This is a genomic window from Acinetobacter sp. SM34 (assembly GCF_022012365.1).
Classification (GTDB): domain Bacteria; phylum Pseudomonadota; class Gammaproteobacteria; order Pseudomonadales; family Moraxellaceae; genus Acinetobacter.
In genome coordinates, this window is record NZ_JAKLTP010000006.1 from 140591 (window position 1) to 160103 (window position 19513).

The following is a 19513-nucleotide window of genomic DNA, read 5'->3' on the forward strand; positions in this document are numbered from 1 at the left end:
ATTAATCCTCTAAAGCATCTTGTTGCTGTGCTGCAAGCATGGGCTTGAGCTTAAACAGGAGCCATGTAGTGAAAATGGCGCTTAGAATTGCTGTGATACTAAAAAGTATTTTAATATCAATCTTAAGTACACTTAAGATGATAATGGAGAATATTGCAGAGGATACCATGAATACGGCATTTAAAATGTTGTTTGCGGCAACCACACGGGCACGATGTGATTGTGGTGAAAAGGCCTGCATCATGGCATAAAGCGGTACGATATAAAAACCGCCACTCATGCCGAGCAATGTCACAGCAAGCATGACATGGTAATAGCTCCAGCCTTGGGTAAAGATATCTTTCAAGCCGAGCATCTCGCCAGTACGTTCAGGCACAAAAGCCAAACTTGCGGCCAGATAAAAAGCAAATACGGTTAAGCCAATCGCCCCAATCGGAACCATCTTCAAATTAATTTCTGCACCGCCAATTCTGCGGCACAATAATGAGCCCACCCCAATCCCTACAGAAAAGAAAGTTAATAGCAAACTGACTACGTTTTCAGAGGCGTGCAGGTTCTGTTGAGTCAGTTGTGGAATTTGGGTGAGATAGGTTGCTCCATAAAACCAGTACCAGGAATTGCCCAGTAAAATTAGGAACACGACCGGTAAACTTTTGGCATAGCCCAGGGTTTGAAAGCTGGTTCTAAAAAAGTTCCAGTCAATGTGTACATCAGCTGCAGTCACTTTTTGCTCTAATACAAAACGACTGGAGAAATAACCTAAAACTGCAATGCTCACTATAGTAAGACTAATCCAGATCAAATTACCGTCTGATGCGGAAATTACTGCGCCACCTAAAATCATCCCGACTAAAATGGCAATTGAAGTTCCTGACTGAAATAAGGCATTGCCCGACATCAGTTCATTAGGCTTTAAAATTTCCGGCAAAATAGCGTATTTGATTGGGCCGAAAAAGGTAGAGTGAGTGCCCATTAAAAATAGAGCCACTAATAAAAGCCACAAATGACCCAGTAAAAAGCCAGCAGAACCAATCAGCATAATCACAATTTCGAGAATCTTGATTCCCCGTACAAGTTGTGAGCGTTCGTATTTGTCGGCAATCTGTCCGGCTGTCGCAGAGAAAATGAAATAGGGTAAAATAAACAACAAGGCCGCGAGATTGTTGAGTGTACTTATACTGGCACTTTGCTGATTGATCCAACCATAGGTAATGACCAGCAACAAGGCCTGTTTATAGACGTTGTCATTCAGGGCACCAAAAAATTGAGTGACAAACATCGGTAGGAATCGACGTGTGCCTAGAAGATGTTCATTTTTTTCCATGGTTTCTGGACTTCATTAAGTTTTATTAAGAAATGTGAGCATTTGGTAAAACACAATAAAAATCATGTATGATGTTTTCAACCTATACTTTTGGGAAAATTCCAATAGATTTGAGTTTGTTAGCAAGCTTTCATCGGGCATTTCCATTACAAATATTATATGAGTTTAGAGTTTTTTATGCTTTCAAAACTGAATTTTCAAAAGTCGACACTTAGTTTAAGTGTTAATTCCATTTTACAGTGGAACAATGAGCATAAACGATTCGGACTCAGTCTGGTATTCATGTTACTGGCTCAACACGGTTTTGCACAAGTGACTCAGCCAAATACTCCAATCACTGAAGCAGAATTTCAACAACAGCTCAAGAATGAAGCTGTTAAACAGGGTGTGGGCAGCAGTGAAGAGCTGAAAAAATTAGAAAGTATCCAAAATCAAACTGAACCTGATAGCCTGCAAATGCTGGAGCAGCAAGAACAGGCAACACAGCCTCTGGAAGAATTCAAACCGATTGAATTTGAGGATCTAGAAGAACTGCCGATTACACCTGTCAGTGCAGACATGACAAATGAAATTTTTCGTGTCGCTGAAGAGGCGAAAAAAGAGGCCCAGCAATACCGTGCAGGTCAGCGCACAGAAGCGGTAGTTTCTGATGCCACACAACAGGAACTGGTTGAAATTAATCAGGCACCGGTGAATATAGATCAGCTGATGTCGACTATTCAGGCCGACAGCCAGATTATCGTTGAAGCCAATGAAGCGGGCAAAACCTTGCCTGAACTAGCCCCGGCAGATGAAGTCGAAGAACCCAACTTTTTTAAACGCTGGCTCTACAAAATACGCCCGCCGCGTCAATTCAATACTGCTAAGGTAGATCGTATCAGTGCGGATGTGATTGTGGTTGCTACGCCAAACAGCAGCGACGTTTCTGCTAAAGCTTATGCACAAGCACTGGAAAATCTGAAAACAAATCTCAAAGCTAAACTTTCCAGTTTTACTCAGGAATCATTTAGCGATTTTCCATCTGCATTGCCACAGCTGAGGACCTTGTCCAATCAGGCTGCACAGGCTATGGGTTTTTATAATGCTGAATTTAAATTCGAGAAACTCAGTGAAAACCGTGTTCGGGTCAGAGTGACGGCAAATGCACCGGTACAAATTAAAGAGCAGAATATTGAATTGAGTGGTGCAGGGGAAAATCAGCCCCAGTTCCAGGTGATCCGGCTTTTACCTGATCAGGATATAGGCGATATTTTCAATCATGGTCTATATGAACAAACCAAAACCCGTATTAACGATGCCGCATCCAATAACGGTTTCTTTGATGGTTACTGGCGTTTGCATGATGTTAAAGTGGCCCAGCCACAAAACACGGCAGATGTGAATTTACGTTATGAAACAGGCGAACGTTATAAGTTAGGCCCTGTTGAGTTTCGTATGAGTGATCCGACACAACCACTTCCAATCGATATGGATGTGTTGCAAAGCATGGTCTCTTGGGAAGATGGTGCGGACTATACCTTCTGGCGTGTCAATGGTTTAGCCAATAACCTCACCAACTCGCGTTATTTTAATTACACCTTGGTGAATGCAGTACACCCAGATCCAATTGAAAAATCGCTGGAATTACCACCAGATATTCAGGCCTTGGTTGATCAGCAAAAAATATCTGAAAGCGAAGCGGCTGTGCAGGATAAAAAACGGGTCGCTTCTGCAAAAGAGGTAACGCAATCGGTAGCAGATGAAACCCAATTTGCCGGTAAAGGTGAAACTGAAGGGGATGAAAATCTGCGTCAAATGCGTGCAGAGCAGGAAATGAAAGATTCTGAAGAGGAACGTTTAAAAGTTCAGGCGCGTGAAGAGAAAAAAATTCCGGTTATTGTGACTTTAAACGCAGACCGTTTGAATAGTGCAGAGCTGGGGGCGGGTTATGGTACAGATACAGGTACGCGTTTACGTGGTCAGTACCGCCGTGCCATTGTTAACCGCCGTGGGCATTCCTTTGATGCCAACGTCGAACTCTCTCAAATTCGTCAGTCTATAGATGGGCATTATAATATTCCTTATCACCATCCAATCAATGACTATATCAGTATTGTGGGTGGTTATGAGCATGAGCAACGTGATAATGTTGCCCAAGGCAATAGCTTGCAGATTGAATCTGCCGTGGCTGGTGTGGACAGAATTATTAAAAAACCGCGCGGTAGCTGGCAACATACTTTTGGTCTTCGTTACCGTTTGGACCAGCTGACCCAAAATGGTGAAATTGCCGCGAGTGAAATTCCGGACACCTTCCTGGCTAATTCCAATGAACAGCAACAATCTTTATTGTTTGGCTATGAAGCGTCTCGTACCACCAGTGACAAACGTGTTAACCCAGGTAAAGGCTTTAAGCAGACCTATAAAGTGGAACTCGGCAGTGAATCGTTATTGTCTGATGCGGATATGGCCATTCTCAATGCAGGCTGGCGTTTTATTTACTCTTTGGGTGAAAATGACAATCACCAGTTTGTAGGACGCGGTGATTTAGGTTATATCTTGACCCAAGACTTTAGCAAGGTGCCTTATAATCTGCGTTACTTTACCGGTGGTGACCAGACTATACGCGGTTTTGACTATAAAAGTTTATCGCCAGAAGAAAATGGATTTAAAATCGGTGGCCAAGCTTTGGCTGTGGGATCACTTGAATATAACTATCAGTTTAAAGAAGGCTGGCGTGCAGCCATTTTTAGCGATGTCGGCAATGCTTACGATAAAACCCTTAATACACCTACAGCATATAGTGTGGGCTTGGGGCTGCGTTGGGCATCGCCGATTGGCCCTATTCGCGTAGATGTGGCTTCAGGTATTTCTGATGACAACCATCCAATACGTCTGCATTTCTTTATTGGTTCACAATTATAAATCTTGGTTTTTATAAATCTTAGTTTTTAGAGAGTATTATGGCTGAAGTAGAACAGCAACCAGAGACCGAAACACCTAGACCTAAAAAGCGTCGTATTCTAAGGAGTGTGCTGTTCACACTGCTTATTGTGTTTGTCTTGCTGATTGCTTCTTTCGCTGTAATGTTTAGTACCGATAAAGGCAGCAAGTTTTTGCTGGATCGTGTTTTAGAGCGTCAGCACATTATTCATTATGAATATGAAGGCGGCAATCTGTTAAGCGGCATTATCCTAAAAAATATTTTAGTCACGCTCAAACCTGTAGACGTTAAAATTGACCGAGCAGATGTCACTTTGGGCTGGCGTGCCATCCTTAAAAAAGAAATTCACCTGAATCGTGCCGATGTGCGTAATCTACAAATTATTAGCAAACATCCACCGAGTGATAAACCATTTAAATTTAATGAAATTCGCTTGCCCTTTGTGTTGCGTCTAGACACCGCAGATGTCGATCATCTGCTGATTAAGACTGCTACGGCAAGTGTAAAGTTTCACGATATTCACCTGAATAAAGCCCTGTGGTCGGGGACTGAACTGAAGTTTGAAGATTCCCGGATGGATATGGGCTATCTTTCTGTGAAAAATGCCAGCGGAAACATGAAGTTTGAAGGGAAATATCCTTTAAATGCCGTGGGTGACCTGAATATTCCTGCACTTCATAAAAATCTGAATATTCATGATATTAAAGTCGTGGCGCAAGGTTCACTGGATACCATTCAGGCCGGTGTAGCCACCAATACTCCAGACTTGTTGACCGGTTGGGTGGTGTTGCATCCAGTGCGTAAGCATGTTCCCATGTTTGGTGAGTTGAAGCTTAAAAAATACCATTGGCCATTACTGACTGAACAAAAACTATATACCAAGAATGGTGTGGCGAAATTTAATGGTGATATTCAGCGTTTAAATATTGATGCGATTACGGACATAAGCGGCAAGAATATTCCGCAAGGTCAATATAACGGCAGCATGCATACTGACTTGGTACATCAGCTCGACATTAGCAATCTAAATGGCCAGCTGATGAATGGTGCGGTGAATGTGGCTGGTGTAGTGAGCTGGAAAGATCATGTGACTTGGGATATGAATGGCCGTGTCGATAAAATCAATCCCAAAGACAAACTGATTCCGCAAATCATTCAGGACTTTTTGCCGCCAAGTCTGGATGCCAAAATTGCCTCTAAAGGGCATTTGCAAGATGGCATGCATTTAACCGCATTGGTGGATTTTGACCCTTATGAAACATGGAACTTAAAACTCGATCAGGCGGAGCAGAAAGGCAAAAAACCAAATCCGATGCTGCTAAATGTGGCTTGGCAAAATATTGATCGTGCCGTGCCTTATGTGGGCTGGTTAAGCAGTAAATCTGGCGATGTCAAACTCGCACTGGTTGAAGGCAAGCAGGATATTCATGTTGCCACAGCGGTGTCAAAACATGATAAAGGCATGCTGCCTGAGGGCCTGTATACCGCACAGCTCAATCTAAAAAATGATAATTTAAATATTCCAAGTTTTAGTTATGTGGCTGGCAAAGGTAGTTTAACAGGTAATGCAAAAGTAGAATTGCCGACTAAAAAACGTCAATTGAAATGGAATGCCATTGTTAATGCCAAAGATTTTAATCCGCAAACGGTTGTAGAAGCTGCACCAGTTAATTTGCTTAATGGACAGGTCAAAGCCAATGGTTTCGCCAAACCGAATCAGCAAATTATCCATCTGGATGCGATTAATTTAACCGGTCGTCTAGCACAGCAAAATAACAACGAAACTGTACGCTTAACCGGTCGTAGTACCGCAGCGATTTTGTTTAATGATCAGAAAGCGGGTGGTACGTTTAAAAGTTTTGCCGTGAATTATGATGGTGCACTCAATGCTAGTCAGCTTCCTGCCAGTGAAGGCATGCTCAAGTTTAAGGTCTCCGGTACGCCGGAACTGATTAAAGTGGATGAACTGAAACATTCAGGTATTGCCGGGAAAATTTATGCCAGTGGTCTGATCCATTTGCACAATGGCATTGGCTGGAATATCAATGCCTCTCTGGTACGCTTTAAACCGCATTATTTTGTCTCCTCTTTACGTGGTGAACTCTCCGGCAATGTGAAAACTGAAGGGCTTTGGTCGGATGCTTTAAAACGCATTAATATCCAGAAACTCAATCTAGCGGGTATCATCAACAATAAACCTGTACGGGGCACCGGTAATCTGGCTGTGGTGATTGATTCAAATCAAAAAGGCTTCCTGCCACAACAATTTGAAGCAAATAACCTCTATCTCTCTTATGCCAAAAACCAGGTTCAAGCCACAGGAAATGCACAGAACTTAAGACTGAAAATCAATGCGCCTGCCTTGTATGAAATTTACAGTGGTCTGCGTGGTCGTGCTTATGGCTATTTGAATGTGCAATCACAGCCCCGCTTGCAAGCAACTGCAAATCTGGCAGTAGATGATTTCGGTTTTAACCAGTTATTTAGTGTAAAAAAATTGCGGGTACAGGGCGAGCTGCCGACTTCGGAATCAACCCCGACGCTGATGACTGCGAAAATGGAAAACTTGCGCAGTGGTAAGCGTGAGATTCAGCAGGGGGAAATTTCACTGGCCGGTACCCGCAAAGCTCACATCTTGAAAGTACAGGCGCAAAACCGAATTTCCAAATTCTATGTGCAATTGGCCGGTGGTTTTAATGCACAGAATGATTGGTTGGGACAAATCCAGAACGGTGACTTTGACTCTTTGCGTGCACGTTTGGTGCAACGTCAAAATGCCTCTGTGATTTATAGCTCGGCAAAAGGTGAATTATTTGTAGGCGCACATTGCTGGTCGAGCCAGCAAAGCCAGTTGTGTTTTGACCAACCGATTCGGGTGAGCAAAACCAAGGGTAATGTTTCCTTTATTACCAAAAATGTCGACTTAAATGATTTTGCTGCCTTTATGCCTGAAGGTCTGGAAATTACCGGTAAAGTCAATGGCTATGCCAAAGCTGCCTGGGTACAAGGCGGTAAGCCAAAAATTGATGCCAGACTAGTGACACGTAATGGCGTGATTGGGCTTGCGGCCGAAGATCCACAAGATACCGGTTCTACGCTGAATTATAATGAAATTGCGGTAGTGGCAAAAAGTGTCGCTACAGGTTTACAAGTTCGTCTAGATGTTAAAACACCTGAAATTGGTACCGGTTATGCCAATGTAATTATTGATCCTTATAAAGACAGTATGCCGATGCGTGGTGAGATTGCCTTCGATCAGGTACAGCTGAAAGTCTTTAAACCCTTTATTCAAGATATCCGTTCTTTGGCTGGTAACTTGTCATTTGCCGGAAAAATTAGCGGTACATTGACGCAGCCTTTAGTGAATGGTGAAATGCGCCTGAAAGATGGGGCAATCAGCATGATCTCATTGCCGGTGAATTTAACCAATATTCAAGTTTATTCTTCTATACGCCAAGATCACGCCACCATTAATGGAGCATTTAATAGTGGACAAGGTGCCGGTGCATTAACCGGCAGCGTAAACTGGAAAGATGATCCGCGTATTCAATTGCATTTAAAAGGTGAAAACCTGCTTGTTCGACAGGCACCGTTAATTACCGCCGTGGTTACGCCAGATTTGACTTTGGATATGTTGCCATTTAAGAAAAAATTGACCTTAAACGGTAAGGTGGATGTGCCACGTGCCTTAATTTCTATGCCTGAAGCTTCAGCACCGGTGGTCAATGTATCTTCAGATGTACGGATTGTGCGTGAAGGACAGGATCAGCTGGCCATATTAAGAGCTGCCCGACCTTGGGATATTCGTGCCGATGTCTTGGTAAATTTGGGTAATCAGGTGATTTTCCAAGGTTTTGATAGCCGTATTCCACTGGCAGGACGTTTGTACCTCTCACAACGTGGGCTTGAAACGGCTATGCGTGCCAATGGTGCTATAGGGGTGAGCCAGCGGGTAAAAATTGAAGCTTATGGGCAAAGTCTGGATTTAAATCGTGCGATTGCACGTTTTAACGGGCCTTTATATAATCCGACTTTAGATATCGATGCCAATAAGAGTGTACAAGGTAGCTTGGTTGGGGTACGGGTAACCGGTACAGCAACCACTCCAAATATTCAGGTCTATAACGATGCCGGTTTGTCTGAGCAAGAAGCATTGAACGCCTTAATTACTGGTCGTATTAATGAAGGTACCAGTGGTATTAGTCAGGCAGAAGGCTTCAAGTCCGATGTAAATAATACCATTGCTGCTGCCGGAATCAGTATGGGTTTAGGCGGTACTCGTGCGCTAACCAACCAGATTGGACGTACTTTTGGTCTAAGTGGCTTGGCTCTGGATGCTCAGGGAACAGGTGATGATACTCAAGTGAGTGTGACGGGTTATATTACCCCGGATCTGTTTATCCGTTATGGTGTTGGGGTATTTACACCAGTGAATAAATTGACCTTACGTTATCAAATGAATAAGCGTTTATATCTGGAAGCAAGTCAATCGCTGGAACGTGCCATTGACGTGTTCTATAATTGGCGCTTCTAAATTTAGCGATGAGATCTTCTTTTCATCATTGACCGCCTTCGGGCGGTTTTTTATGATATAAAATAGTGTTTTTGCTGGTTTATTATTAATTATAAAGGGGAATTAGAATGAAAAAATTATTTATTGCGGGGATAGTAGCAAGTGGATTGACCGGTTGTACAGCCATTCAGGTGAATAACAGCACTGGATTTAATCCAGAGTCGATTAAACAGGTGTGTATTGTTCATAATCCAAAAGTCATCATTCAGGATTTTGATCAATTGGTTGCAAAGAGTTTTGCGCGTTATCACATTCAGGCACAAACCTATAAAGAGACGGATAATTTAAGCTTCTGTCAAACCACACTGCATTATACGGCGCTAAGAGCTTGGGATATGGCTCCATATATGGTGTCGGCACGGTTCAATCTGATTCAAGATGGTCGTCAGGTATCTGAAGCTTCCTTTAGATTAAAAGGAAATGGAGGTTTGGCTTTGAATAAATGGAGAAGTACCGAGACTAAAATCAATGAGCTGGTGGATCAATTATTAAATAAAACACCTTGAAAATAGGTTAAGTTTTTATTGAACCTAAATACAAAAAAGCGAGAGTTTAACTCTCGCTTTTTTTCTAATCCGGCTTACTGCTGTAAGCGTGATTATAAAATTATAGTGCTACGATGTTTACAGCATTTGGGCCTTTTTGACCTTGAGCGATGCTGAATTCAACTTGTTGGCCTTCAGCTAAAGTTTTGAAGCCGTTACCAGTGATTTCGCTGAAATGAGCGAAAACGTCAGGACCATTTTCTTGTTGAATGAAACCGAAACCTTTAGTTTCGTTAAACCACTTTACAGTACCTTTTACAGTGTTAGACATAATATAAATCCTATGAAAATATTTTTTAGCTTATTGAAAAGCTTGATGATTTAACTTGAAAAGAAGAATGGAACTTTAAATCTGAAAAAACGAAGGATTATGACTAAAACTGCGAAATACTAAAAGATTTACCAGAACAAACTATTTTTCTAGTTGGGATTAAGTATATAGCGATGTTTCATTTTATGCAACCGAATATCTATTTATTCGGGTTTTTATCTTCTATAATTTGTAATTATATAAATACCTTTAATAAAAACAATAATTTAATATTTGTAATAGGATGTAAGCTTGTAGAAATAATAAACGAGATAAGTTCTGCAGTTATTTATTTCATTCGTAATTAATCGTTTCTTTATAAAAGCAATCAATTTGTTATGAAAAATAAGCATATTCAATAAGCGTACATAGGGGTGTATCAATCATCAATCAGTATTTTGATGTATTAGGTTTATTTTGAAGTGGTTGTTCTGATTTCGGGCCAGGAGATTTCGTATTTTCTTTAACTTTGATTATCATAGGGGGCAACAGGAGAACATTGATGAAAAAATTATTTGCTTTGACGGTATTGGTTGCCTTGGTTGGATGTGCTGAAAAAAAGCCGTTAACGCCTGAAGAGCAATGGAAAGGCTATTGTACAAGTATGGGTAATGCTGCGAACAACATTATGTATGATCGTCAAAATACCATTACCAAAGCAGCTGCCATAGAACATGCCAACAAAATTGAAGATGAAATCACCAAAACCTTTATTTTGGATATTATTGAGCAGGTTTATGCATTACCGTTAGCAGAGATAACGAAAGATCCGGAAGCAAGCCGTAATCAGTTCAAGCAAAAAATTACTGAAAAATGTATTTCTACACCGCATGACAAAATGCCAAATTACAAACCGTTCTAAGGAACGGTTTTTTTTATTCCCGAATAATAAAAAATAGCCTAAGCAAAATTTGGTACAAATTGTGACATTTACTTAATGAAAAATATGGAAAAGCTTATCTTATTATTAAATAATGAACTCTACAACAATAACGTAGGAGCAGGAAAATGGATGTGATCGGCTACTTACATCATGCAGATTTGCTTTTGGAAGATGAGCAAGGCATGGCTATTATTGGTGGTGGAAATTATGTGCTCAGCGTAGGTGATAAAGTATTTCTGCGCAGAAAAATTGATGGGAAAAACAATCCACGCTATATGGTAGATATTTCATTTGCAAGTTCTAATCACAATGACTTATTTGAAGACCAATGCATGCTTAAATTTTCAGGCAATCGTGCAGAATTACAGCAATATTTGTCCGAAACCACAGTCCACTAAGGTTGAATATTTTTATAGAAGAAAAAAAGGCAACATTAGGTTGTCTTTTTTATGTTTAATGTTCAGGTAAAACTCAGTTTTTTGCTATTAAAAAGCCTTGAAAGTGAAGTATTTGCCTAATGTGTAACCAATATGAACATCATTTAGCTACAAAATAATGGACATCACAAAGAAACACTTTAGTTGCATTAACTTTTAACTGGAATTTTAGTAAAATTTAGCAGTCCATATTATTTGCGAAGCTTTGAATAAGCTGGAATTCGTAGATAATTTTTTAAAAAGAGGAATAACACCGTGCTAGAAGCTTACCGCCAACACGTTGAAGAACGTGCCGCACTCGGAGTCCCACCGAAGCCACTTGACGATGCTCAAACAGCTGACTTGGTTGAACTATTAAAAAATCCACCGGCTGGAGAAGAAGCATTTTTAGTTGATTTGCTAGAAAACCGTGTTCCTGCAGGTGTTGACCAAGCTGCTTATGTAAAAGCTGCATTCTTGGCTGCATTGGCAAAAGGCGAAGCAACATCTCCTTTAATCACTAAAGAACGTGCTGTTTACTTACTAGGTACTATGCTTGGTGGTTACAACGTTGCACCTTTAGTTGCACTTCTTGATGACGCTGAACTTGCAGAACTTGCTGCTGAAGCGCTTAAGAAAACTCTTCTTGTATTTGATGCATTCCATGACGTTGCTGATAAAGCAAAAGCAGGTAATGCAAATGCACAAGCTGTTATGCAGTCTTGGGCTGATGCTGAATGGTTCACTACACGTCCAGACGTTCCATCTGAAATTAAATTGACAGTTTTCAAAGTAACTGGCGAAACAAATACAGATGACTTGTCTCCTGCACAAGACGCTTGGAGCCGTCCAGACATCCCGTTACACGCGAATGCGATGTTGAAAAACGAACGTGATGGTATCAATCCTGAAAAACCAGGTGAAGTTGGTCCATTAAACCAAATTAAAGCACTTATCGCGAAAGGCAACCAAGTTGCTTACGTAGGTGACGTTGTTGGTACTGGTTCATCTCGTAAATCTGCAACTAACTCTGTTCTTTGGTTCTTTGGTGACGACATCGCTCACATCCCGAACAAAAAAGACGGTGGTTACTGCTTAGGTTCTAAAATCGCTCCGATCTTCTTCAACACCATGGAAGATGCTGGTGCGTTACCGATCGAGATCGACGTTGCTAACATGAACATGGGCGATGAAATCGTTCTTAACATCGATCATGCTGCTGCAAAAGTGACTGCGTCTAAAGACGGTGCGGTTATTGCTGAAGCTGAACTTAAAACACCAGTTCTTCTTGACGAAGTTCGTGCGGGTGGTCGTATCAACTTGATCGTTGGTCGTGGTTTGACTACTAAAGCGCGTGAAGCTTTAGGTCTTCCTGTATCTACTTTGTTCCGTACTCCAGTTCAACCTGCTGCTACTGGCAAAGGCTTCACTCAAGCACAGAAAATGGTTGGTCGCGCTTGTGGTCTTCCTGAAGGTCAAGGTGTACTTCCAGGTACTTACTGTGAACCTAAGATGACGACTGTTGGTTCGCAAGATACCACTGGTCCTATGACTCGTGACGAATTGAAAGACTTGGCTTGCCTAGGTTTCTCTGCTGACCTTGTTATGCAATCTTTCTGTCATACAGCTGCGTATCCAAAACCAGTTGACGTTCAAATGCAACACTCGCTTCCTGATTTCATCATGAACCGTGGTGGTGTGTCTTTACGTCCAGGTGACGGTATTATTCACTCTTGGTTAAACCGTATGCTTCTTCCGGATACCGTTGGTACTGGTGGTGACTCGCATACTCGTTTCCCAATTGGTATTTCATTCCCAGCGGGTTCTGGTCTTGTAGCGTTCGCTGCAGCGACTGGTGTTATGCCACTTGATATGCCTGAATCTGTTCTTGTTAAGTTCAAAGGTAAAATGCAACCTGGTATCACTCTACGTGACCTAGTACATGCAATTCCTTATGTTGCGATTCAGCAAGGTGACTTAACTGTTGAGAAGAAAGGTAAGAAAAACATCTTCTCTGGTCGTATCCTTGAGATCGACTTAACAGAAATGGAAACTGACTTAACTGTTGAGCAAGCGTTCGAATTGTCTGATGCTTCTGCTGAACGTTCAGCTGCTGGTTGTTCAATCACTCTTTCTGAAGAGAAAGTTGCTGAATACCTTAAATCAAACATTACTATGTTGAAATGGATGATTTCTGAAGGTTATGGCGATGCGCGTACTATGGCTCGTCGTGTTGAGAACATGGAAAAATGGTTAGCGAACCCATCACTTCTTAAAGCTGATGCCGACGCTGAATACACTAAAGTGTATGAAATCGACCTTGCTACAATCACTGAACCTGTTCTGTGCTGCCCGAACGATCCAGATGACGCGAAATTACTTTCTGACGTTCAAGGCGTGAAAATTGACGAAGTATTCGTTGGTTCATGTATGACGAACATCGGTCACTTCCGTGCAACTGGTAAGTTACTTGAGAAAGTTCCTGGTGGCGTATTGTCTACTCGTTTGTGGATTGCTCCACCGACTCGTATGGACGAACGTCAATTGATGGAAGAAGGTTTCTATAACATCTATGGTAAAGCTGGCGCTCGTACAGAAATGCCAGGTTGTTCATTGTGTATGGGTAACCAGGCACGTGTAGCTCCGAACACAACTTGTGTATCGACTTCTACTCGTAACTTCCCGAACCGTTTAGGTCAAGGTGCGAACGTTTACTTAGCTTCTGCTGAACTTGCATCTGTTGCTGCTGTACTTGGTAAATTACCAACTCCAGAAGAATACCAACAGTATGCAGCTCAAATTGACAGCATGTCTGCTGACATCTATCAATACTTAAGCTTCGACAAAATGGGCGACTATACTGACGCTGCTAAAGATGTTGATACCAAGAAAATTGCTGCTGCTCAATTGTCTTAATGAGCTAGGATAAAGAAAAGCCGAAAGGCTTTTCCCTAGCGTAAGAGTAAGTTTTTGATTTACTTGAAAATTAAGCGTTAAGTAATAAAAAATAAGGGCTGATTAATCAGCCCTTATTTTTTAATTTTATTGTTTTTAAGGTATATAAAATGTAAAATAAGCCTAACTTAATACTTTGATTTTAAAATAAAAATGACAAAACCAAGAATTTTTATTAGCTCTACATATTTTGATTTACGTAATATTAGAAGTGATTTAGATCGATATATAAAAGAAAGAAACTATGATTGATATGTGCTGAAAAAAGCGGAGACTTTAACTTGGTAAACTATACTTACTCATCAGGAGTTTACCATGAGAAAAAAGCAAAATTTTTACACGTCAGAATTTAAAGCTGAAGCCATAAAAGTAATTGAAGAAAATAAGGGCAATGTCTCAGAAACAGCAAGGCAGCTCGGCATATCCATGCAAACACTTTCAAATTGGTACAATAAAGCTAAATCTGGAACATTAGTTGGTACACAACAATATTCTCCAGATCTTGTAGCCCTGCTTGAAGAAAACAAGAAGCTGAAGCAACAACTCAAAAATGCTGAAATGGAAAAAGCATTTCTAAAAAAAGCAGCAGCGTACTTTGCAAAAGAAAGTCAGTAAGGTACGCATATATGAAACTGCAAAGACATGTATACCCAATAGCTATGATGGCTCGTCTACTTCATGTTTCAGTTTCAAGATTTTATGACTGGTTGAAGTGTGGCTTGAGCAAAAGTGCTATTCAAAGAAACCAACAGACGATATTGGTCAAAATAGCTCATGAAGAAACCAATGAAAGCTATGGTTAAATTCGGTTGACCAAGTACTTGCATGCTCAAGGCATTGAAATTAGTCAGTATGCAGTACGTAGCATAAAGAAACTTACACAACTCTATTGTAAGCGCTATAAACGCTTTAAAAGAACGACGAATAGTAATCACAATCGTGCTGTGTACAGCAATCTGTTAGAGCAAGAATTCAACATGAGTGTTCCAAATCAAGCGTGGGGAAGTGACATTACCTACATTTGGACAAGTGAAGGATGGCTATATTTAGCTGCTTTAAAAGATCTTTATACGAAACAGGTCGTTGGCTATAGTTTAAATGAACGTATGACAGCAGAGCTTGTTTGCAATGCTCTAAGTATGGCTATTCGTAATCAAAAGCCAAGACAAGGTTTAATCGTTCACTCAGATAGAGGAAGTCAGTATTGCAGTCATGAGTATCGAACTATGCTTGAAAAATATGGTTTTCAAGGTTCAATGAGCAAAAAAGGAGATTGCTACGACAATGCACCTATTGAAAGCTTTTGGGGCATACTGAAGAATGAATTGGTTCATCATCGTAATTATAAAACACGAGAAGAAGTTAAAGCAGATATTACTAAATATATTGAGCTATTTTATAATCAGCAGAGAATTCAAAAAGGATTAGATTTTAAAACACCAAATCAAATGGCAGCAGACTTTTACAAGTTGGCTGCATAGAATCTACCAAGTGGAAGTATCCTGTTAATTCAGCACACATCAATCGAAGCTTGGCAGAAAAAGCAGATGGCCACGCAATTGATGTCGAAAGATTGAGTAACGTTTGGCCAGAAAAGGAGCTTTTGAAATAAGAGATTCAGGTAATGATTGTTAACCTCATCTAAAAAGTTTTGTTAAAGATCAGTCCACTATATTTATTCAACTTACATTCACGCAAATTGATACAGACAAGGTATTGGATAAGCAAATTTAAAGAGTAGCCTGATAACGTTGCTATTAAAGCAGCGTATTCCAAAACTATAGGATGGAAACTAAAATGGCTAATCAACAACCAAACCAACAATCTGATCAACAGCAACAGCAAAACCAACAGAACGATCAGAAACAACAGCAACAACAATCAGACCCTAAAAAGCAACAAAATGAACAATCTCAAAACCCCCAAAAACAACAAAAATAATATTGGATAGAATGAAAGCCCTCAAGTGAGGGCTTTTCTTATAAGTACTATTTAGGTATCAATGCGGTTCTAATCTGTTGGTAGAATTCATCTCGTGTCTAACTTGACTAATACGATCATAAATCACTTTACGCATTCGGTTTATTGCTCCAAGCGGCTTATGTTCAGGTAGTGTATGCCATGGTGTAAAGGAGAGGTTTTCACAAAACTTATTTTGGTCAGGCGTATCAAAAACGTGTTGGGGAATACGAATAGTTGCTATCTTATAGAAAGGTGCTTGGCTTTCTTTCCATTCGGTCATGGAATCCTCGACTGACATGGTACTTGATGTTCTAGGTTGTATTAAAAACTCCATACATGCATCGCCCTTTTGCAGGCTATTTCGTAGGGCATCTCTCAGAAAATCATGACTCGGTTTTTCTGGCATAGGGTCTATTACTGTTGAGCAAGCTCTAGCAGAGTATTTTACCGCCTGGCGATCAGAACCTAGTCCTAACTGGTAGGGAACCATGGACCAATATCGAGTTTGCAGGGGATTTGAAATTTTATTTCTAGAATTTAATGCAATCCAAGTTCCTTTAGCCCCTAATGCAAAAGGAAAATGGAGTTTTTTAAGAAATCTGTCACTATTTATATCCTGCATAAATGACATATAACGAGCTGGATCATTCGCAAAAAAAACAGGATGATTGATCATAATGAAATCTTGCGTGGATGTTGCATCATCTAAAAGTTTTTTCCCTGGTACTGCCAAAAGTTTTATCGCCATGCCCCGAGCATCTTTTTTAATATCCGCCTGTTTTGCATCACTAGATCCATTAGAGAAACGAATCCAGGCCTGATATGTTTTTCCAGGAAGAAAAATGCCTTGAGCCAAGTTTTTTGGGAGTGCTTCATCTATCTTAAATTCTGCACGTACGCAGCCGTGTGCTTTGGGGTGTGCATCACGTAGCGCTAACCCTGTGGAATACTCTTTCCGGATCGACATTTCAATGATGTCTGCAATTTTTTCAGCTGTGGTTGCTTCATTAGGATAAAGACTTTCACTTAAACCCCGATCTATATTTGGGTAGACACTATCTTTGGGAGAGCTAAGAGCCATAGGGGGCGTATTAGCATGTACAGCAGTACAAATACTTATTGCCATCATGGGGTGGAAAAGTAGACCCAAATATACAGGTCTTATAAAGTTCGGCATTGATTGTCTCCTTGCTATAAAGCTGGAATCATTTTTAATTTTTAGCCTGATAGTGTGAAATTCTTTAGACTTATTTAATACATAAAATAATTACAATGTCTGTGGCATTTTTTCATTCATTTCTAATTTTTGGAATAAGTGGTGGGATTTTAAAAATAACATTCTAAAAGGTATTTCGTATTAATTTTCATAATTATCCCTGCGATTTAAATTAATCGAGATTAACTCCACACCCCACTCAAAATCAAAAAACCACTACCACACCCATACTCATAATCAAAACAACTATGCCACACCGCCAACCAGATTTTTTATTCCAGGGCTCAGCAAATTTCATGCAGTGTTCAATGTGAGAATATAGGTATGTTTTCATTTTTATAATTCTATATTCCGCTCATAAAGCAGATGATATAATTAACACTAATAAGCAGTTATTACCTGTGGATAACTTTGTATTTACGCCAGTTTTACGCCCATTAATTTTAAGCTATTGATTTCAAAAATTAAAAAGCCCCATGGTTAGGGGCTAGTCGTATGCACATCTAAGGCACATACTGTAAGAGGCTCATCTCATACTAAGCGTATTAAAACACAAATTTATCAAACTAGCGATGTCTAAATGCTTAAGCTGAGAGTTCTTTTTCAATTACCCGCCATAAATTTTGATGCGATTTTTTAAACATCAGCATATGGCCAATGGCTTTATGTTCATAGCTTTTAGGCTTTAATTCAATCATTTCAGTCGCTGCATTTGGGTACAAACGTAATAAATCCTTTACGTTAGCTTCGGTTGCAATTTCATCGTCTGAAGACCACAGTACCGTAATCGGACATTTAATTTCTGAGTGATAATCTTTAAATACCGTTTTACCTATGGCATTGATGACATAACCCGGTTTGCTACAAAATTGTGCCCATTGCTTGGCGACATCTTTAGGCAGGTTTTCACCCATGCCAATCGCTTGAGTCGGGCCATAACCTAAGGTGTAACGGGAAAGTGGGAAAATGCCGCGGAACATTACTGGTGCAAGCAGTTTGGTTTTACCTTTGAGTCCTTTCACATGTCCAGTTGAACCTGAAACCGCGACAACTTTGGCCACTTTTTCATAATTAGGTACAATGCCCAAAAGCTGACCACCCGCACTATGACCTAATAAAATCACTTTTTGGGCCGTTGTTTTGGTAAGTAAGGTATCAATGGCAGCAGGAATGTCCAGTTGTCCCCATTGCACTATACTGGCCTTGGATTTTTTCAGTGGGCCTGTCAGTGAATCCCCAATCCCGCGAAAATCAAAAACTAAAACATCATGACCTTGCTCAGCCAGCCATGTTGCATAGGCATAGTAAAACTGTTTTGTAATGCCGGTTGCTGGACAAATTAAAACCGGTAAGGACTTTGCATGCGCAGTTTGATGTGAATAAAAGCGGGCATGTAGCGTATAGCCATCCTGACATTGGATTTCTAAATTTTCGTATTGAGACATGATTTTCCAGTGAGCAATGTCATAAAGTCATTGTTTTACTTTACATAAGTTCCAAAAAGAAACTTGTAAAATGTATGACTTTAAAGTCAAATAGTGCTCTAAAAATAAGGATATATATGAATGGAAACAGGAATGTTAAATCAGTCGGTTGCCTGGGCAATCATCTTTAGTGGGGTTTTTCTGTGGGTAGGTATGCTTACAGGCGTATGGAAATATTATCAAATTCGGCATTCTCCACAGGCGCGTGCACATTATTATGTCGATATTGCCCATAGAAGTAGCTTGCTCTATGCACCAGCCAGCCTGATTATTGCAGTTTTAGCTTATTTTTCAGTTTGGAGCGAGGGACTTAATTTAATTTTTGTGCTGATCAATCTGTTTTTTTTTAGTTTTTCAATTTTAAGTTATGTCTTACATGGCTGGCTTAAAGATACCACCAATCAATTTAAACAACCGCACCAAATGGGGCGCTGGCATTTGCCGAAATGGATACTGAGCAGTGCGATGATTTTTTTGGTGATCGGGGAGTTGGGTGCGACAGCAGGATTGTTACTTGGAACTATGCTGGGATTAGGGAAATTTTAATTTAATGATTTTTATTTTTAAATAAGTATTTGATTAATATTTATTATTGTTCTTTTTTAAGATGGGTGAGGGTTCACCCATCTTTTATTCTGTGGAATTACTCTGCTTCTGGTAACGATATTTTTGGTCGACCACCGCCCAAATATAAAAGGCAACCGAGACAATAAAAGCATACATAAAGAATTCAGGCTTTAAATTACCCTGAATTAATCCATGGATAATGAGTGTCACCACTAAAGCTATTGAGGTACTTAGATAAGTAACCATGTTCTTGTTTGCTTTTAGAGCGTTAATGAAGATTTCCTTATTGAAATGTAATGTTAACATCCCCACCCCTCCGGTTATTTTATGACCTAAACCTAATTGTTTTAGTCAGATT

The 19513-nt window shown here is 40.2% G+C and carries 13 protein-coding genes and 1 pseudogene; 9 read left to right on the plus strand and 5 right to left on the minus strand.

All coding sequences use genetic code 11. From position 1 onward, the window contains the following. Position 1 precedes the first annotated feature (1 nt). Complete coding sequence (locus LZZ98_RS07295; protein ID WP_237787267.1) at positions 2–1324, minus strand: MFS transporter; 1323 nt, start codon at positions 1322–1324, stop codon at positions 2–4. Positions 1325–1501: 177 nt separating this feature from the next. Here LZZ98_RS07295 and LZZ98_RS07300 point away from each other — a divergent pair, with 177 nt between their 5' ends. The 3 genes from LZZ98_RS07300 to LZZ98_RS07310 all read left to right on the plus strand — a co-directional run bounded on the left by LZZ98_RS07300 (position 1502) and on the right by LZZ98_RS07310 (position 9323). Beyond that, positions 1502–4225, plus strand: coding sequence for an autotransporter assembly complex protein TamA (locus LZZ98_RS07300; RefSeq protein ID WP_237787293.1), 2724 nt, complete (start codon positions 1502–1504; stop codon positions 4223–4225). A gap of 38 nt (positions 4226–4263) precedes the next feature. After that, positions 4264–8778: a translocation/assembly module TamB domain-containing protein gene (locus tag LZZ98_RS07305; protein ID WP_237787268.1), complete on the plus strand. Its 4515-nt coding sequence runs from the start codon at positions 4264–4266 to the stop codon at positions 8776–8778. Between the two features lie 107 nt (positions 8779–8885). After that, on the plus strand, positions 8886–9323 hold the full coding sequence (locus LZZ98_RS07310) for an Sbal_3080 family lipoprotein (protein WP_237787269.1): 438 nt from the start codon (positions 8886–8888) through the stop codon (positions 9321–9323). A 100-nt stretch (positions 9324–9423) separates the two neighbouring features. Here LZZ98_RS07310 and LZZ98_RS07315 read toward each other — a convergent pair whose 3' ends face one another. After that, positions 9424–9633 carry a cold-shock protein gene (locus tag LZZ98_RS07315; RefSeq protein WP_086175076.1) on the minus strand — a complete coding sequence of 70 codons (210 nt, stop codon included), beginning with the start codon at positions 9631–9633 and terminating at the stop codon, positions 9424–9426. Positions 9634–10174: 541 nt separating this feature from the next. Here LZZ98_RS07315 and LZZ98_RS07320 point away from each other — a divergent pair. The 5 genes and pseudogenes from LZZ98_RS07320 to LZZ98_RS07340 all read left to right on the plus strand — a co-directional run bounded on the left by LZZ98_RS07320 (position 10175) and on the right by LZZ98_RS07340 (position 15867). Beyond that, a complete protein-coding gene (locus LZZ98_RS07320) occupies positions 10175–10534 on the plus strand; it encodes a hypothetical protein (RefSeq protein WP_086198044.1) in 360 nt (119 codons plus the stop codon). 146 nt (positions 10535–10680) lie between these two features. Then, complete coding sequence (locus tag LZZ98_RS07325; protein WP_237787270.1) at positions 10681–10953, plus strand: hypothetical protein; 273 nt, start codon at positions 10681–10683, stop codon at positions 10951–10953. A 294-nt stretch (positions 10954–11247) separates the two neighbouring features. After that, positions 11248–13887 (plus strand): bifunctional aconitate hydratase 2/2-methylisocitrate dehydratase, encoded by a 2640-nt coding sequence (locus LZZ98_RS07330; protein ID WP_237787271.1) that lies wholly within the window; start codon positions 11248–11250, stop codon positions 13885–13887. A gap of 354 nt (positions 13888–14241) precedes the next feature. After that, positions 14242–15407, plus strand: a pseudogene (locus tag LZZ98_RS07335) (IS3 family transposase). A 316-nt stretch (positions 15408–15723) separates the two neighbouring features. Continuing rightward, positions 15724–15867 (plus strand): hypothetical protein, encoded by a 144-nt coding sequence (locus tag LZZ98_RS07340; protein ID WP_237787272.1) that lies wholly within the window; start codon positions 15724–15726, stop codon positions 15865–15867. 58 nt (positions 15868–15925) lie between these two features. Here LZZ98_RS07340 and LZZ98_RS07345 read toward each other — a convergent pair whose 3' ends face one another. After that, positions 15926–17065 carry a catalase family protein gene (locus LZZ98_RS07345; protein WP_237787273.1) on the minus strand — a complete coding sequence of 380 codons (1140 nt, stop codon included), beginning with the start codon at positions 17063–17065 and terminating at the stop codon, positions 15926–15928. A gap of 623 nt (positions 17066–17688) precedes the next feature. After that, a complete protein-coding gene (locus LZZ98_RS07350; RefSeq protein ID WP_237787274.1) occupies positions 17689–18549 on the minus strand; it encodes an alpha/beta hydrolase family protein in 861 nt (286 codons plus the stop codon). Positions 18550–18669: 120 nt separating this feature from the next. On the opposite strand from LZZ98_RS07350, the gene LZZ98_RS07355 reads away from it, so the two are divergent. Beyond that, positions 18670–19134, plus strand: coding sequence for a hypothetical protein (locus LZZ98_RS07355; RefSeq protein ID WP_237787275.1), 465 nt, complete (start codon positions 18670–18672; stop codon positions 19132–19134). Between the two features lie 84 nt (positions 19135–19218). On the opposite strand, the gene LZZ98_RS07360 is transcribed toward LZZ98_RS07355, so the two are convergent. Continuing rightward, the gene (locus LZZ98_RS07360; RefSeq protein ID WP_086175145.1) at positions 19219–19461 is read right to left on the minus strand and encodes a hypothetical protein; all 243 of its coding nucleotides are present in this window, start codon (positions 19459–19461) and stop codon (positions 19219–19221) included. Between the last annotated feature and the right edge of the window lie 52 nt (positions 19462–19513).

Coding starts and splice junctions, on each gene's coding strand:
- LZZ98_RS07325 (WP_237787270.1), top strand. CDS start 10,681: ATGGATGTGATCGGCTACTTACATCATGCAGATTTGCTTTTGGAAGAT.
- LZZ98_RS07340 (WP_237787272.1), top strand. CDS start 15,724: ATGGCTAATCAACAACCAAACCAACAATCTGATCAACAGCAACAGCAA.
- LZZ98_RS07360 (WP_086175145.1), bottom strand. CDS start 19,461: ATGTTAACATTACATTTCAATAAGGAAATCTTCATTAACGCTCTAAAA.
- LZZ98_RS07320 (WP_086198044.1), top strand. CDS start 10,175: ATGAAAAAATTATTTGCTTTGACGGTATTGGTTGCCTTGGTTGGATGT.
- LZZ98_RS07355 (WP_237787275.1), top strand. CDS start 18,670: ATGGAAACAGGAATGTTAAATCAGTCGGTTGCCTGGGCAATCATCTTT.
- LZZ98_RS07315 (WP_086175076.1), bottom strand. CDS start 9,633: ATGTCTAACACTGTAAAAGGTACTGTAAAGTGGTTTAACGAAACTAAA.
- LZZ98_RS07300 (WP_237787293.1), top strand. CDS start 1,502: ATGCTTTCAAAACTGAATTTTCAAAAGTCGACACTTAGTTTAAGTGTT.
- LZZ98_RS07305 (WP_237787268.1), top strand. CDS start 4,264: ATGGCTGAAGTAGAACAGCAACCAGAGACCGAAACACCTAGACCTAAA.
- LZZ98_RS07350 (WP_237787274.1), bottom strand. CDS start 18,549: ATGTCTCAATACGAAAATTTAGAAATCCAATGTCAGGATGGCTATACG.
- LZZ98_RS07310 (WP_237787269.1), top strand. CDS start 8,886: ATGAAAAAATTATTTATTGCGGGGATAGTAGCAAGTGGATTGACCGGT.
- LZZ98_RS07345 (WP_237787273.1), bottom strand. CDS start 17,065: ATGCCGAACTTTATAAGACCTGTATATTTGGGTCTACTTTTCCACCCC.
- LZZ98_RS07295 (WP_237787267.1), bottom strand. CDS start 1,324: ATGGAAAAAAATGAACATCTTCTAGGCACACGTCGATTCCTACCGATG.